Source organism: Anaerolinea thermolimosa, assembly GCF_001050195.2.
Classification (GTDB): domain Bacteria; phylum Chloroflexota; class Anaerolineae; order Anaerolineales; family Anaerolineaceae; genus Anaerolinea; species Anaerolinea thermolimosa.
Window position 1 is genome coordinate 541,865 of record NZ_DF967965.1, and the last position, 13,992, is coordinate 555,856.

General features: G+C 56.7%; 15 protein-coding genes. 8 read left to right on the top strand and 7 right to left on the bottom strand.

Annotated elements, in window-relative coordinates; genetic code table 11:
* The first annotated feature begins 1 nt into the window (after position 1).
* From ATHL_RS02520 to ATHL_RS02535, 4 genes are all read left to right on the top strand, one after another.
* Positions 2-619, top strand: coding sequence for a CDP-alcohol phosphatidyltransferase family protein (locus tag ATHL_RS02520; protein WP_062189435.1), 618 nt, complete (start codon positions 2-4; stop codon positions 617-619).
* 27 nt (positions 620-646) lie between these two features.
* A complete protein-coding gene (gene lgt / locus ATHL_RS02525; protein WP_062189437.1) occupies positions 647-1,459 on the top strand; it encodes a prolipoprotein diacylglyceryl transferase in 813 nt (270 codons plus the stop codon).
* A gap of 93 nt (positions 1,460-1,552) precedes the next feature.
* Positions 1,553-2,488, top strand: a complete 936-nt coding sequence (locus ATHL_RS02530; protein WP_062189776.1) for an ABC transporter ATP-binding protein — start codon at positions 1,553-1,555, stop codon at positions 2,486-2,488.
* Positions 2,481-3,896, top strand: coding sequence for a stage II sporulation protein M (locus ATHL_RS02535; RefSeq protein WP_062189440.1), 1,416 nt, complete (start codon positions 2,481-2,483; stop codon positions 3,894-3,896). The genes ATHL_RS02530 and ATHL_RS02535 overlap by 8 nt, the downstream gene beginning before the upstream one ends.
* Positions 3,897-3,964: 68 nt before the next feature.
* Here the strand turns inward: ATHL_RS02535 and ATHL_RS02540 are convergent, their stop codons facing one another.
* Positions 3,965-4,564, bottom strand: a complete 600-nt coding sequence (locus ATHL_RS02540; protein ID WP_236822315.1) for an HNH endonuclease — start codon at positions 4,562-4,564, stop codon at positions 3,965-3,967.
* Between ATHL_RS02540 and ATHL_RS02545 the strand changes: the two genes are divergently transcribed.
* The gene (locus ATHL_RS02545; protein WP_062189445.1) at positions 4,551-5,456 is read left to right on the top strand and encodes a TIGR01777 family oxidoreductase; all 906 of its coding nucleotides are present in this window, start codon (positions 4,551-4,553) and stop codon (positions 5,454-5,456) included. The genes ATHL_RS02540 and ATHL_RS02545 overlap by 14 nt on opposite strands.
* On the opposite strand, the gene ATHL_RS02550 is transcribed toward ATHL_RS02545, so the two are convergent.
* From ATHL_RS02550 to ATHL_RS02565, 4 genes are read right to left on the bottom strand one after another with little or no spacing between them, the layout of a single operon-like run.
* Complete coding sequence (locus ATHL_RS02550; protein WP_062189447.1) at positions 5,448-8,081, bottom strand: FtsW/RodA/SpoVE family cell cycle protein; 2,634 nt, start codon at positions 8,079-8,081, stop codon at positions 5,448-5,450. The genes ATHL_RS02545 and ATHL_RS02550 overlap by 9 nt on opposite strands.
* Positions 8,078-8,947, bottom strand: a complete 870-nt coding sequence (mtnP, locus tag ATHL_RS02555) for an S-methyl-5'-thioadenosine phosphorylase (protein WP_062189449.1) — start codon at positions 8,945-8,947, stop codon at positions 8,078-8,080. Before mtnP ends, ATHL_RS02550 begins: the two co-directional genes overlap by 4 nt.
* 16 nt (positions 8,948-8,963) lie before the next feature.
* Entirely contained in the window at positions 8,964-9,389 is a 426-nt protein-coding gene (locus ATHL_RS02560; protein ID WP_062189451.1) for an FHA domain-containing protein, read from the bottom strand.
* Entirely contained in the window at positions 9,386-10,168 is a 783-nt protein-coding gene (locus ATHL_RS02565; protein ID WP_062189453.1) for an FHA domain-containing protein, read from the bottom strand. Before ATHL_RS02565 ends, ATHL_RS02560 begins: the two co-directional genes overlap by 4 nt.
* Before the next feature lie 16 nt (positions 10,169-10,184).
* Between ATHL_RS02565 and ATHL_RS02570 the strand changes: the two genes are divergently transcribed.
* Positions 10,185-10,604, top strand: coding sequence for an archease (locus tag ATHL_RS02570; RefSeq protein ID WP_084001120.1), 420 nt, complete (start codon positions 10,185-10,187; stop codon positions 10,602-10,604).
* A 30-nt stretch (positions 10,605-10,634) separates the two neighbouring features.
* Positions 10,635-12,086 (top strand): RtcB family protein, encoded by a 1,452-nt coding sequence (locus ATHL_RS02575; protein ID WP_062189457.1) that lies wholly within the window; start codon positions 10,635-10,637, stop codon positions 12,084-12,086.
* 12 nt (positions 12,087-12,098) lie between these two features.
* Here the strand turns inward: ATHL_RS02575 and ATHL_RS02580 are convergent, their stop codons facing one another.
* Both ATHL_RS02580 and ATHL_RS02585 read right to left on the bottom strand, forming a co-directional pair.
* Positions 12,099-12,602, bottom strand: a complete 504-nt coding sequence (locus tag ATHL_RS02580; protein ID WP_062189459.1) for an aminoacyl-tRNA deacylase — start codon at positions 12,600-12,602, stop codon at positions 12,099-12,101.
* 1 nt (position 12,603) lies between these two features.
* Positions 12,604-13,671: a CehA/McbA family metallohydrolase gene (locus ATHL_RS02585; RefSeq protein ID WP_062189461.1), complete on the bottom strand. Its 1,068-nt coding sequence runs from the start codon at positions 13,669-13,671 to the stop codon at positions 12,604-12,606.
* A gap of 66 nt (positions 13,672-13,737) precedes the next feature.
* Here ATHL_RS02585 and secG point away from each other — a divergent pair, with 66 nt between their 5' ends.
* Positions 13,738-13,962, top strand: coding sequence for a preprotein translocase subunit SecG (gene secG / locus ATHL_RS02590; protein WP_062189463.1), 225 nt, complete (start codon positions 13,738-13,740; stop codon positions 13,960-13,962).
* The last annotated feature ends 30 nt before the right edge of the window (positions 13,963-13,992 follow it).

Here is a 13,992-nt window from a genome sequence, read left to right on the forward strand (position 1 = left end):
AATGCAGCAAATAGCCAGGGAAGACCCCGTGACCTTTACTGATGTGCTTCGAAAACGATTTAAGTATTTACTCGACCCGATGGCTGCCTTTTTAAACCGTCTCGGGCTCATGCCCAATACGGTGACTATCCTGGGGCTTGTGGGGAACACTATTGGGGCCTATCTGCTGGCTACCGGGCAGATTACCTGGGGGGGGATTGTGATCCTCTTGATGGGCCCGATTGATGCTCTGGATGGGACGATGGCGCGCCTGCGGGGTGAGCCTACGGAGTTTGGCGCCTTTGTGGACTCGGTGACCGATCGGTATTCTGAGCTGGTCATTTTCCTGGGGTTGATGGTGTATTATGCGCTTGCTGGAAACTGGCTGGCCTGTGTGCTGGTTTATCTGGCGGCGGCAGGATCGGTACTGGTATCTTATGTGCGGGCGCGGGCACAATCGCTTGGGATGGAAGCCAAAGTGGGCATCTTCACCCGGGTGGAGCGGTTCCTGGTCCTGGCTCCCTGCCTGATCTTCAACCAGCCCATGATTGCGCTGTGGGCGATTGCCATCCTGGCCAATGTCACCGCGGTGCAGCGAATCTACCATGTGCGGGTGCAGGCGCACCAGAAACGACAATAGCTGAAATTCATTTCCGAGAGGCGTTTTATGAGTTTTCAGATGGATGGTATTCTGATTGGGACGTTCAAGATCTATTATTACGGGATTCTTATCATGCTGGGGGCGCTTGCGGCGACGTGGTTGGCCAGCCGTGAAGCCCGCAGATATGGCCAGGAATCAGAATTCGCCTGGGATTTGCTTCCGTGGGCGTTGATCGGTGGCATTGTGGGGGCGCGCCTCTGGCATATTCTTTTCCCCCCGGCTTCGATGGTGGAACAGGGAATCACGACTCTGTTTTATCTGACCCATCCACTGGATGCGTTGAATTTACGTAAGGGCGGCCTGGGTATTCCAGGCGCGGTGATCGGCGGGTTGATTGCGGCGGCCATTTATTGCCGCAGTCGCAAGGTGCCGCTGGCTCCATGGGCCGATGCCATCGCTCCCGGGCTGGCGCTGGCACAGGCAATCGGGCGGTGGGGGAATTTCTTCAATCAGGAAGTTTACGGCGCTCCGACGAATCTGCCCTGGCGGCTTTTTATCGACCCGGCTCACCGTTTGCCCGGGTTTGAGTCGGTTGCGTATTACCATCCATTATTCTTCTACGAGTTCCTGTGGAACCTCATGAATATGGGCCTGTTGCTCTGGCTGAGCCGTAAACTCAGCGGATGGCTGAAACCCTGGGATCTTTTCCTGATCTACGCCGGGGTTTACGGGGTGGGGCGGTTTGGACTGGAGTTCCTCCGGCTCGATCCTGCACCGCTGGGAACGGTGAATGTGAATCAGATGATCATGCTTGGTGTGGCAGTATTCAGCGGGATAGTATTGTTCCTGCGACATCGGCTGTCTGTAAGCAAATTGTAAGTATTCAACCTGGAATCAGGGGTATGCTTATGGAGGGGGGAAAAGCGCTGACGCCTGGCAAGGCCCATGCGCGGCTTTCCGGATGGTGAATCGATGATTGTTGCTGAAGAATTGACCAAGATTTTTGATGATTTTCTGGCGGTTGACCGGATTTCGCTGTTTGTTCCATCGGGCAAGGTGATGGTTTTGCTGGGGAAGAACGGCGCCGGGAAAACCACCACGGTGCGGATGTTGACCTCCATTCTTCGGCCAAGCAGTGGTTCGGCACGTGTTGCCGGTTTTGATGTGGTGAAGCAAGCGGAGAAAGTGCGCGCTTCGGTAGGGGTGCTTACGGAACACCACGGGCTCTACGGGCGCATGAACACGGAGGAATATCTGCAGTTTTTCGGGAGCCTGTATGGCCTCTCAGCCAGGGAGAGTATGCAACGGGCGGTGCCATTGCTGGAGCGTTTTGATTTGCAAGTTGCGCGCAAGAAGCGGCTGAGCGAATTTTCGAAAGGGATGCGGCAGAAACTGGCGCTGGTGCGGGCATTATTGCACGATCCACCGGTGCTCCTGCTGGATGAACCGACCTCAGCGATGGACCCTGAGAGCGCCCGGTCGGTACGGGATGCGATTGTACAATTGCGCAAACAAGGCCGAACGGTGCTCCTCTGCACTCACAACCTGGCTGAAGCAGAGGAACTGGCCGATCTGGTGGCGATCATTCACGGCGGACGCATCTTAATCCAGGAAACACCGGAGAAGGTCAAAGAAATTTTGCTTGGTGCGCCGGAATTTGAGGTGAAACTGGCCCGGCCACTGGATGCCTGGCCTTCAGGTTTGCCTGCCGGGGTGACGCTGAGGGAGAGCGATGGTGACCGGGCACGGTTTTACATCGAGTCGCCGGCGCAAACCAACCCCCATTTCCTGCGTTGGATGCTGGAACAGCACCTGGAGGTGATTTCTTTCCAGGAAGTGCCGCGTAGCCTGGAGCAGGCTTTTTTAGAACTGGTCAAAGAACGAGAATCGGGAGAGGTGTATGCTTGACGCTGTGCGCCCTGCGCTGATCATCGCCCGCCGTGAGGTACGCGATCAATTTCGCGACTGGAGGATTATCTTTCCAATTATTGGTCTGACTCTGGTTTTCCCGTTTATTATGAACTGGACGGCCCAGCAGATGCTCGGGTTTACCAGAGAGTATGGGGCAACCATTGTTGCCGATCGGCTGGTGCCTTTTCTCCTGATGGTGGTGGGGTTTTTCCCCATTTCAGTATCTCTGGTGATTGCTCTGGAGTCTTTCGTGGGAGAAAAGGAACGGGGCAGTATCGAACCTCTTTTGAATACACCGCTTAAAGACTGGCAACTTTACCTTGGAAAATTGCTCTCTTCCACGGTTCCCCCGCTCGTTTCCAGTTACCTTGGAATGATTGTGTATCTGGCCGGATTGATGATTCGGCGCATCACCATCCCGGAAGGGGGGATGCTGGTGCAAATCGTCGTGCTTACCACGGTGCAGGCGGTCATGATGGTAGCGGGTGCGGTGGCGGTCTCTCTACAGGCTACCTCGGTGCGTTCGGCCAATTTACTCTCCAGTTTTATCATCATCCCTACCGCCTTTCTGATTCAGTGGGAAGCCCTGGTCATGTTCTGGGGAAACCAGAATTTACTCTGGTGGGTGATTGTGGCCGTGGTCATCCTTACCTTTTTACTGGTGCGGGTGGGGGTAGCGCATTTTCAACGGGAAGAATTGCTCGGGCGTGATATTGATGTGCTCAAACTGCCGTGGATCTGGGGCGTATTTCGCCGGAACTTTACCGGCCATGCCCGATCAGTGGGGGATTGGTATCGGCAGGTTTTGCTTCGGTCTTTACCAAGGTTAACCCTGCCGGTTCTGCTGAGTGCCGGGCTTGCGCTGGCGGGAATCTGGGCGGGGATAAACCTAGTGGACAGGTTTATCGTGCCAACGTCATCATCTACCCCGGAAAAATTCCGCGAATCCTTAATGCAGCTTTTCGGAGCAGATTCAATCAATCAATGGTCTCTGGCGAGGATGATTTTCTTTCAGAATATCCGGGCGCTCTTGATAGGAATGCTTCTGGGAGTGTGCTCTTTTGGTGTGCTGGGGGTGTTGCCTCTGTTTACTACCATGGGGTTAGCGGGCGCTCTCGGGCGTGCAATGGTGATCAAGGGGTTAAGCCTGGGAACCATCCTCAGTTCTCTCTTACCGCATGGTGTTCTGGAGATCCCGGCGGTGATCCTGGCAACGGCGGCGGTACTCCAGCTGGGAGCGGTGCTGCTTACGCCCACTCCCGGGCAGACGATTGGTGAGGCCTGGGTGGCCGCCCTGGCAGAGTGGAGCCGGGTGATGGTTGGCATTGTTATCCCATTGCTGATTCTTGCGGCGCTGGTTGAGGCGCTGTTAACTCCCCATATTGCGTTGTTTTTTCTCCAGTGAAGATCATCCCTCTATAAACGGAACGGGCACCCTCATCAGGTGCCCGCTTTGTGTTTTAATAGAGAAGGTTACCAGCCAGCCAGAAATTCAGCCCATTCACGGCACTCGTCCAGATGCCGGCCAAAGATATACTGAGCGGAGGCGGGAGGTTCGGTTGGCGGATGGAGCAGTTTCATCCCGGCTTCTTCGGGAGTGCGCCCACCTTTACGATGGTTGCAGGCAGGGCAGGCAGTCACCACGTTCAGCCAGTTATGCTGCCCGCCCAGGTGGCGAGGAATGACATGGTCGATCGTCAGTTCAGGAGTATGTTTACCGCAGTACTGGCAGGTGAAGTTGTCGCGCCGAAAGACCTCACGGCGGGTAAGTTTGAGCCGTGGGCGGGGACGGTGGATCATTTTTTGCAGGCGGATCACAGAAGGGATGGGCAGGGAGAGATGAACCGATTGAATGTACCCGCGTCCATTGACGACCAAAGTCGCTTTTTCGGTCATTAGAAGCCCCAAAGCTCTTCGGAGGTCGCAGACGTGAATCGGCTCGTAATTGGCGTTTAAAACAAGCACCGGGGCCTGCATTGCTTCTCCAATGCTGAGATTATAGCACGATTGACGCTCAGCCATGATCAGTTTTTGTTCATAAAAAGAATGGAGGATATCGATGAAGTTCATCATTCTGGGAGGTTCTGGATTGATCGGCAGGGCCCTGTCACGCGCGCTCGGCCAGGCGGGGCATGAAGTGGTGGTCGTAAGTCGCTCGCCGGAGAGGGTACCGCCTGTGGAAAGGGTGAGTGTGGCAGGCTGGGATGGACATTCGGCAGAAGGGTGGGGGAGGCTTGTCGATGGTGCGGATGGAATTGTCAACCTGGCCGGTGAAAGCATCGGCGCAGGGCGCTGGAGTGAGGCGCGAAAACAGCGTATCCTTACCAGCCGGGAGCAGGCCGGTGCGGCGATTGTAGAAGCCGTGCACGCGGCTACCAGAAAGCCGGGTGTGGTTTTTCAGATTTCAGGGGTGGGTTATTATGGAATCGGGGGCGATCGCCCTTTCACAGAGAATGATCCGCCGGGGAGCGATTTTCTGGCCAGTGTGGCTGTTCGCTGGGAAGCCGCAACCCGGCCCGTGGAGGAAGAGGGGGTACGGCGGGTCATCGGGCGAACGGGGGTTGTACTTACACCCCGGGGTGGGGTTCTTCCACGCATGATGCTCCCATTTCGCTTTTTTGTCGGTGGGCCTCTGGGCACAGGGAAGCAATGGATTTCGTGGATTCATCTTGAGGATACTGTGCGGGGCATTCAGTTTATGCTTGAAAACCCTGCCTGTACCGGGGTCTACAACCTGACCTCTCCCCAGCCAGTGACCAATGCTGAATTTGTGAAAACTCTCGGGCGTGTATTACGGCGTCCTTGCTGGCTGCCGGTGCCTGCGCTGGCGCTTAAGATCATCCTGGGTGAGATGAGCACCCTGATTCTGGATGGTCAGCGAGTGATCCCAACCCGTTTAGAGGAGGCGGGGTTTCCATTCCGTTTCGCCCGGCTTGAAAGCGCACTCCGTGACCTTTTAGTTTGAGTTAAGCGCGGTGTCGAGGATGGTTTCGCCGATTGATTGAGCCAGAGGAGGGTTGTTTTCTTCCAGCAGAACCGCCAGCGCCAGTGGAGAGCCTTTCCACTGGGTGAGCGTGCCTGCGAGGAACCAGGTCACATCGTGCGAGCTGGCTGTGGTACTGGCGGTGACCTGCCAGTAGAGCTTGCCGGGAGAGGCGAGAAGCTGAGCGATACGCTGGGCGCGGTTGGCACTCATGACCTGCTGGGTCTGGCTTTCAGAGACGATGACCCAGCCCTGGCGGGGGGTTAATACTGCCAGGGTAAGCTGGGGAGCGGGCAGAGCGCCATCGTTACTCACTGCGGCTGCAATTTCAGCCATTTGCAGGGGCGAAAGCAACATCCCGTTTTGCCCCAGGCTGGCAAGGGTGACACTGCTTACCGGTGGAACTACGGCAGGGGCCACGGCCAGAGGGATGGAGGGCAGCGTAGAAAACCCGTACCGCTGGAAAAGCCGATCCAGATTGACCGGCAAGAAGCGGTTGCCCAGCAGGGCCAGCGGTGCCGGGCAACCGCTGGCCAGCGCGTTTCCCCAGGAAGGCGGATCGGCCGGTGAAACAGCGCAGGTCAGCTGTTTTCCATCGGGCAGGGTGTAGGTGAGTTGACGGGGTAAATCGGGGAGGTCACTCTGACCGAGGGCCTCTCCCAGGATGACCGGGGCAATGGCTGCCCCTGGCGGATATAACCCCTGAACAGCCCGGTTGAGAAGGGGGCTTTCTGGATCGGTAATGAGGGATGGCCAGGTATCCGATAATGTATTCGGGTCAAAATAGGGATGGGAGGCCATGACGAGAATTTCGCCGGTGCGGGCATTCAGCAGAACGATGGCCCCGGCATGTTCTCCCAGAGCATCATCGGCGGCTTTCTGTAAATTCAGGTCGAGGGACAGGCGTACATCCAGCCCGGGTGGGGGCTCTCCATACAGGAGGCGATTCCACCAGATATCCAGAGCAGGATTCCCTTTAAGACCGCGCAGGGTATCATCCAGGAACGCTTCTATACCGGCCTGCCCATACACCGGATGCGAATAGCCAATCACAGGACTGAGGGGCGGGTAATGGTTCACCCGCTGGTACGATCCGGGTACTCCGGTGGTGGTGGTAATGGGTTGATTGCTGCGGTCGAGCAGAGACCCCCGCAAAACGTAGCGATCGGTGATGGAGCGCCGGGGATTATCGGTGCGGGTGAGGAGGGCATCCTGTCGAATGACGGCGTACCACCCGGTCACGAATGCAAGGAAGAACACTGCCATGGCCAGCAGGAGGGCAAAAGCTGAATAGGGAAAGGGGCTGGGAAGAGGGGCAGGATCGGTTTCCACCGATTCGCGATGGATGTGAACCAGTAAAAGCACAGCGGCTATCGATGTGAGTAATGAGGACCCCCCGTAGGAAAGAAAGGGGAGGGTTACCCCGGTGAGGGGTAGCAGGCGGATATTACCCCCGATGATCATGATCATCTGGGTGGCAAAATAAACCGCGACACCGCCCGCCAGAAAGCGGTGGAACCGATAGGGAGCGCGGACCGCGATGATCAATGCCCGGATGACGAGGAGGAAAAAGAGCAGGAGCACGGCTACGCCACCCAGTAAACCCGTTTCTTCAACGATGGCCGGGTAGATGAAATCGGAGGCCGCAACCGGTACCAGCCCCGGACTGCCCAGGCCAGGGCCGCGTCCAAAAAGACCTCCGGAGGCAACTGCCAGCAGGGATTGAATCACCTGGTAGGAGCTTCCACCGGGATCGGCCCAGGGGTTGAGGAAGGCTTGAATCCGTGTATGCACCACATCTGAGAAGCGGTAGCCTACCCAACCGGCCACCAGCAGAGCGAACACGCCGAAGAAAAGCACCCTTTTTTTACCGGAGGCCAGGTAGAGCGTCAGAATGGAGACCAGGATCAGGAGGGTGGCAGTGCCCAGGTCTCGCTGGACGATGAGCAGAGCAAGTGCCAGCCCAATGAGCACCAGGGAGGGGGCCAGGAGATTGAACAGGCTGAAATAGTACGGCAGTCGGTCCGCAAGGTAGGCCGCCAGGAAGATCACCAGCAGGAGTTTGAGCGGTTCGGAAGGTTGAAAATACACCCCGCAGCATCCGAGCCAGAGCCGCGGGCCTTCGCCGCCCGGGTACGCACCGAAGAGAAGGGTCAGCGCCGTGAGGAGAAGGCCTGAGAAAAGCCAGATATATTTGTATCTTCGAAGAAAGGACAATCCCCGGGTAAAGCGCAGGCTTGCCCAGAAAAGTCCCAGCCCCACCCCCAGCCAGATTGCCTGTCGAAGCCCCAGGTAGGTGGAGAGCCGAAAAATGGTGAGCACCCCCCAGCCACTGAGCAGACCCATGATGGGGAGTAAAAATGGGTCTGGAGGATGAGGAAGCCGGGAGATCTCGCGGAAGATCAGCCAGAAACCTGCTGCCCAGATCAGCACTCCAACCCAATGCACCCAGAGCAGGCCTGCCTGCCAGTTTCTGAGGCGGACGATGGGAGAAAGGCTCAGGCTGATGGCAAACAGGAGGATGAAGCCGGTGGTGAAGAACATCAACCGGAATTGAAGTTCATGGGGTGTGGGTCGGGCGGGGGAGATGGGCTGAGCAGAGGTCACTTGGGCAGGTATTTGCTGATCAGAAGGGAGAGTTTCTCACGAGCCGAGGGATGGATGCGGTCGGGAGCGGTGATGATGGCATCGGCCAGGGCGTGGTCGCAGGCGCAGTGTTTTTCGGCGGGTAACTGACGGGCAAGAATTTCCAGGGAGCGTTGAGCCAGGGCGGTATTGGCCAGAAGGGTGCGAACCACCATTTCAACCGTAACCGGGGACTCGCTGGTATGCCAGACATCGTAATCGGTGACGTGCGCCATAATCGCATAACACATTTCGGCTTCACGGGCAAGGAAGACTTCAGGGCTGGCTGTCATTCCGATGATCGACATACCCCATGAACGAAAAACAGAGGATTCGGCCCGCGTGGAAAACCTCGGGCCTTCAATGGTAATGAAAGTTCCACCCCGATGCACGGTTCCACCGGCCTCTACAACGGCCTGATACAGTTGCTCGGAAAGTTCGGCGCAAACCGGATCTGCTGAGCCTACATGTGCCACCAGGCCTCCTTCGAAGAAAGAGCGTGCCCGGCCGCGGGTGAAATCGAAAATCTGATCAGGGATGACGATGTGCCCCGGTGCGTAGTCCTCGCGGAGAGACCCACAGGCGCTGACACTGATCACCCGGTCTGCACCGAGCATTTTCAGGGCATAAATGTTGGCGCGGTAGTTGACCTCACTCGGGGAGATGGTATGTCCTAACCCGTGCCTTGCCAGGAAAGCCACACGCTTGCCAGAAAGGTCTCCAAGCACAACCGGCGCGCTGGGTTTTCCGAAGGGTGTTTCAAGCTCAACGGTTTCAATATGGGTGAGGCCGTTCATCTGATAAAGGCCTGAGCCGCCAATGATCGCCAGTTCGGGTTTGCTGTTCATAAGTTGCACCTCGTGTTCAATGTTCAATTTTTACCTGCAGATTCACCTGACCACAGCGAAGATCATCGCCATCCATGACCACAGTGGGGGTAAAAACCCGCTCCTCGTTTAGAAAAGTGCCGTTGGTAGAATGGAGGTCTTCTACCCACCACTGGTTCTGTCGGTAGATAAGCCGGGCATGGCTGGATGAGACCGTCTCGTTGCGGATCGGGAATGTGGACCCGGGGTTCCGTCCGATTAAAATTTCGGTTGTGGTGTAGGTTCGGGTCTGATCATCGAGGGTGTTGCTGATGGAAAGGGTGATGGCAGGAGCGCGACGGGAGTGAACCACTTCTGTCTGGGCACGAAGGTCCTTCCACAACACTTGCAGTGCCCAAATGAGGAATCCGTAAAGAGAAGCCACCAGCAGGATGCGGAGGATCAGGAAAAGAATGCTGCTCATGAGGGTTCCTCCCCTGGAGAATCGCGCATCGAAATGGTTTTTCCGGTATCGGAATTATCCTCCGCGTGGTAGGCTTCTATTCCAAAGATCATGGGCACTCCCGCCAGGCTGATGACATCGCCGGGTTTCAAGGGCCACTGGCGGACAGGTTGCCCATTGACCGTAGTGCCACCGGTGGAGTTCAAGTCGAAGAGGATATACTGACCGCGGCTAAAGCGGATTTGAGCGTGTTCGCGTGAAACGCGGAGGTCGGGGATGACGAGGTGATTCTCTGGGCGCCGACCGATATTGATAACCGTTGCATCCAGATAAAAAAGGTCTTTGCCGTTGACCAGTAAAAAGGCACGTTTCGGGGGAATGTCTTCAGGAGGGAGGTCACGTGCAGTCTGTAAGACGGCGGTGTGGCCGGTCTCGTCAGGCAGGGGGGCGCTTTCAACACGGAAGAGATCCTCGCCGGGGGACTCATCCACCACCAGATCAATTTTTGGGGGAATGCGTAAAGGGATCCCGGATTCGCGGGCAGACTGGTAGAGTTCCAGGGCTACCTCAGAGATCAGGTGGAGGGGCTGGTTCAGCGCAGATGCCACATCCATCCGTAGATGGAGAAGCAGGTGTGGAGTGAACTCTGGCTCTGTCGGCACCTGGCGGAGTTGTTCCTGAAACGCCCGGACAAGCTGGTAGGCGAGGCGGCTTTCGAAGTCTGTGGAAGTGGCAGGGAGCATCCATTGTTCGATCATCGCCTGAAGCCTGGCCTCGATTCGATCGAGCCTGTTCTTCATACTTTATAATTATAATATGAGGTCTTCTCGAACTGGTGATCGTGGGTATCTCGAAATAGCTCATACGGCTGACTGGGCACTGCACGTCTGGGCGCCAGATCTAAAAGCGTTGCTGATCACCGCTGCAGAAGGGATGTACACTTTGCTGGGGGTAGTGACCGATCCGAGTCAACCGGTGCAACAGCACCTGGCCCTGGAGGCGATTGATGCCGAAAGTCTGCTGGTGGCTTTTCTCAATGAACTGGTTTTTCAACTCGAAGAGAGGTGGGCTTTCTGGCAGTTTGATCTGGAAGTGAAAGGAACTCAACTGGAGGGTGAACTGACGGGGGCACGGGTGATTGGTCAGAGCAAAGAGATTAAGGCGGTTACTTACCACGATCTGGCAATACAGAAGGGTGAACGAGGGCTGGAAGTTACCGTGGTCTTCGATGTTTAATGGTCTGGAAGGCTGGTAAGGAGGTGCAGAATGATTCAACTGCAATCTTTCACGCGGATTTCCGACTACGAGTGGGAAATTCCCAGGACGTTCCGGCAAGACATGCGTGTGCCGGTGCGGGTATTTGCCTCACGTCGCCTGCTAGAAAATGCTCTGGGTGATAAGTCCATCGAACAGGCGGTAAACGCCGCCACCCTGCCAGGACTGGTGGGACGGGTGGTGGTTATGCCAGATGTTCATCAGGGGTATGGCTTCCCGATCGGTGGGGTAGCCGCCACGCGTTACCCTGAGGGGGTGATCTCTCCGGGTGGGATTGGTTATGACATTAATTGCGGCGTCCGGTTGCTGGCGACAACCCTCGAGGTTGGCGAGGCCGAGCCTTACTTCAAGGATCTCATCCGGGCACTGGATGAATACTGTCCAAGCGGGGTTGGCGCTGAAGGGGGAATGCGCCTCAGTGAAGCGGAACTGGATCAGGCCTGCCGCGAGGGGGCGCGCTGGGCACAGAAGCGCGGTATGGCATCGGAACAGGATCTTCGCCGCACCGAAGAAGGTGGGTGCCTGGATGGGGCTGATCCCACAAAGGTGAGCAAACGAGCCAAGGAGCGTGGGCGCAGTCAGCTTGGAACACTTGGGGCGGGTAATCACTTCCTGGAGGTGGGGATCGTCGAGCAGGTGTTTGATGCGCATGCGGCGGGGGCGATGGGATTGCTCGAAGGATGCCTGACGCTCTCCATTCACTGCGGTTCGCGAGGGTTTGGTCATCAGATCTGCACCGACTACGTTCAAGAATTGCAAGGCGCAGTGAACCGGTATGGGATTCGTCTGCCGGATCGAGAGCTGGTCTGCGCTCCGCTGGACTCGCCCGAAGGACAGGCCTATCTTGCAGCCATGCGGGCGGCGGCCAATTATGCTTTTCTCAACCGACAATTACTGGCACACCAGGCACGGCTGGCTTTTGAGGCGGTGCTGGCGGGTAAAGTGGCCAACTGGCATTTGCACCAGGTGTACGACATTGCCCATAATATTGGAAAAATTGAAACCCATGAGATTGATGGTCAGCGAGTGAAAGTGTGTGTGCACCGCAAGGGTGCCACACGGGCCTTTGGGCCTGGGGCTCCCGGCTTGCCCGAAGAATACGCGCGGGTGGGGCAACCGGTGCTGGTTCCCGGAAGTATGGGAACTGCCTCCTGGGTGCTGGTAGGTACAGAAGAGAGCATGATGCGCTCCTTCGGGTCGAGCTGTCATGGCGCCGGGCGCGTGCTCAGCCGCAATGCGGCTAAACGCAGTGTACGTGGGGAGCAACTTCAGCGCGAACTGGAAGCCGATGGCATTCTCCTGCGTGCAGGATCTATGGCCGGACTGGCCGAGGAGGCTCCCAGCGCTTATAAAGATGTGGATGAAGTGGTGGAGACGGTATGTGGTGCGGGGATCGCCCGCAAGGTGGCCAGGTTGCGGCCACTGCTGGTAGTTAAGGGGTGAACGGGCGATCCATTATTCCTGCTCGTCATCCTTTTCGGATGGTGCAGCGATGGCGGCGATCTTTGCCTGGGTTAACTGGATCAATGCCTGGACTGGAAGGCGGATGTTCAGGCCGCGCTGACCTCCAGAGACATGAATGAGGTCTTCATCGAGGGCTGAGCGGTCGATGATGACAGAAAAACCCCGGTTAATCAGCGCCAGCGGAGAGATCCCTCCGGCCTGCAACCCGGTGAGTTGTTCGGCTTCGCGCTGGGTGGGCAGGCGCATTTTTTTCTCTCCCAGGGCACTGGCCAGCGCTTTGAGGTCTACCTGGCAATTCCCGGGGATGAGCGCCAAAACCGGCCTGGAACCTGGCGAGGGCCGCAGGGTGACGATGGTTTTGAAGACTCGCTGTGCAGGCACCTGAAGAAGGCGAGCGGTTTCACGGGCGCTGAGTTTCTCGGGGGGGAGTTCGAAGGCGGTGTAGGGAATCTTTTTAGAATCCAGCAGGCGGGTCACATTGTTTACGATTGGCATCTTACCCTCGCACGTAAATTGGGTTGGAATAGATCCAGCCGCGTCGTCTTCCCAGATAAGAGAGGGTGCACTCAACCCGGTAAATTCCGGGCTGGTTGGTTATGAAGGTACAAATTTGCCGCCTGTGCCAGGTCTTCAAGACCACTCCGTTCCGAATCAGGCGGCATTCGGTTTCCATGGGCAGGCGGATTTGGAAGGTGATCCCATCGCCGAGAGGAATTTCGTCGCCCATGGATGCGGTGCCGTGGCGCCCGCTGGCGGTAAAGCGGAATCCATCGGTGGGGGCGGGTAGATCATACCCGATGAAGAGATGTCCTTTACGCAGTGCATTGTAGATGGCCTGTTTATCGCGAATGAAATCACCGCTCAAGGGTTCATCAAGTAAAAGATGGTTATTAATGGCTTTGAAATGAAAAGAGTAAGGCAATACCTGCCGACGCAATGGGCCGAGTCGCATATTCAGGGCATGGGCGTCTGATCCACCAACGGCCACGCATGGCTGAGGGCGTGTGGTGAGAAGCTCATCCCAGATCCGGAGTGTGCCCGGGAGGGGGCCGCGCGGAATGAACTGAGGAAAGTAGGCGTAAAACAGGCCGTCCAGGCGTGAGCGGATGACAGTTTTGAGCTCACTGAAGCCATTCCAGAGTTCTAAACCAGTGAATCCCTGCACATCCCAGGTGACCCAGGAAATATCGTCTTCATGGAAAGCGGGAAGTGCCGGGTCGATGGGGTGGGCGATGAAAGAAAGCCCGCCGCTCTGACGAATGCGGTTAATCAACCCCTGTGGGTCGGCGGCGAGAGGAGCAACTTCCTGTTCAACCCCGAAAACCAGAAGGTGGTTTTTTTGTGGGTCTCGCGCCTGATCGTGGACTTCTTCACCGATCAGCAGGAGCAGACTGCGTTGACCTTCGCGGTAATATCCTTCCAGTCCCCGGACAAGAACGTTGTGATCGGTTACAATAATCGCGTCCAATTCGGCCTGAAGGGCCTGGTGTGCGATGAAAGCATGGCTGCCACTCCCATCAGAATAAGGGGTGTGCATGTGAAGGTTGAGTTTAATTTCAGGCATGGCGGTTGACGATTCCCCAGGGTGAACGTATAATGGGTAGCTGGTAGAAAGACCAGGAGGAAATCTGTGAGAACCTATCTCGATATTGCGTTGATTATAACTTCAATTGCGCTGATCATCAGCGTGATCCTGCAAAGCAAAGGCACCGGCCTCGGCGGGTTAACCGGCGGGGATTCCGGTTCTGTATTCACAGCCCGGCGAGGGATCGAAAAAACGCTATTCTATATTACCATCGGCTTGAGTGTCCTCTTTTTCATCCTTGTCCTGGCGCTGGTCGTCGTAGCGCAGTAGCTGTTGAGATTGCATTCTCTTTGAATCTCC

What these genes read in the sequence shown, in the direction of transcription:
- ATHL_RS02520 (WP_062189435.1), top strand. Translation starts at nt 2, where the DNA reads ATGCAGCAAATAGCCAGGGAAGACCCCGTGACCTTTACTGATGTGCTT.
- lgt (WP_062189437.1), top strand. Translation starts at nt 647, where the DNA reads ATGAGTTTTCAGATGGATGGTATTCTGATTGGGACGTTCAAGATCTAT.
- ATHL_RS02530 (WP_062189776.1), top strand. Translation starts at nt 1,553, where the DNA reads ATGATTGTTGCTGAAGAATTGACCAAGATTTTTGATGATTTTCTGGCG.
- ATHL_RS02535 (WP_062189440.1), top strand. Translation starts at nt 2,481, where the DNA reads ATGCTTGACGCTGTGCGCCCTGCGCTGATCATCGCCCGCCGTGAGGTA.
- ATHL_RS02545 (WP_062189445.1), top strand. Translation starts at nt 4,551, where the DNA reads ATGAAGTTCATCATTCTGGGAGGTTCTGGATTGATCGGCAGGGCCCTG.
- ATHL_RS02540 (WP_236822315.1), bottom strand. Translation starts at nt 4,564, where the DNA reads ATGATGAACTTCATCGATATCCTCCATTCTTTTTATGAACAAAAACTG.
- mtnP (WP_062189449.1), bottom strand. Translation starts at nt 8,947, where the DNA reads ATGAACAGCAAACCCGAACTGGCGATCATTGGCGGCTCAGGCCTTTAT.
- ATHL_RS02560 (WP_062189451.1), bottom strand. Translation starts at nt 9,389, where the DNA reads ATGAGCAGCATTCTTTTCCTGATCCTCCGCATCCTGCTGGTGGCTTCT.
- ATHL_RS02565 (WP_062189453.1), bottom strand. Translation starts at nt 10,168, where the DNA reads ATGAAGAACAGGCTCGATCGAATCGAGGCCAGGCTTCAGGCGATGATC.
- ATHL_RS02570 (WP_084001120.1), top strand. Translation starts at nt 10,185, where the DNA reads ATGAGGTCTTCTCGAACTGGTGATCGTGGGTATCTCGAAATAGCTCAT.
- ATHL_RS02575 (WP_062189457.1), top strand. Translation starts at nt 10,635, where the DNA reads ATGATTCAACTGCAATCTTTCACGCGGATTTCCGACTACGAGTGGGAA.
- ATHL_RS02580 (WP_062189459.1), bottom strand. Translation starts at nt 12,602, where the DNA reads ATGCCAATCGTAAACAATGTGACCCGCCTGCTGGATTCTAAAAAGATT.
- ATHL_RS02585 (WP_062189461.1), bottom strand. Translation starts at nt 13,671, where the DNA reads ATGCCTGAAATTAAACTCAACCTTCACATGCACACCCCTTATTCTGAT.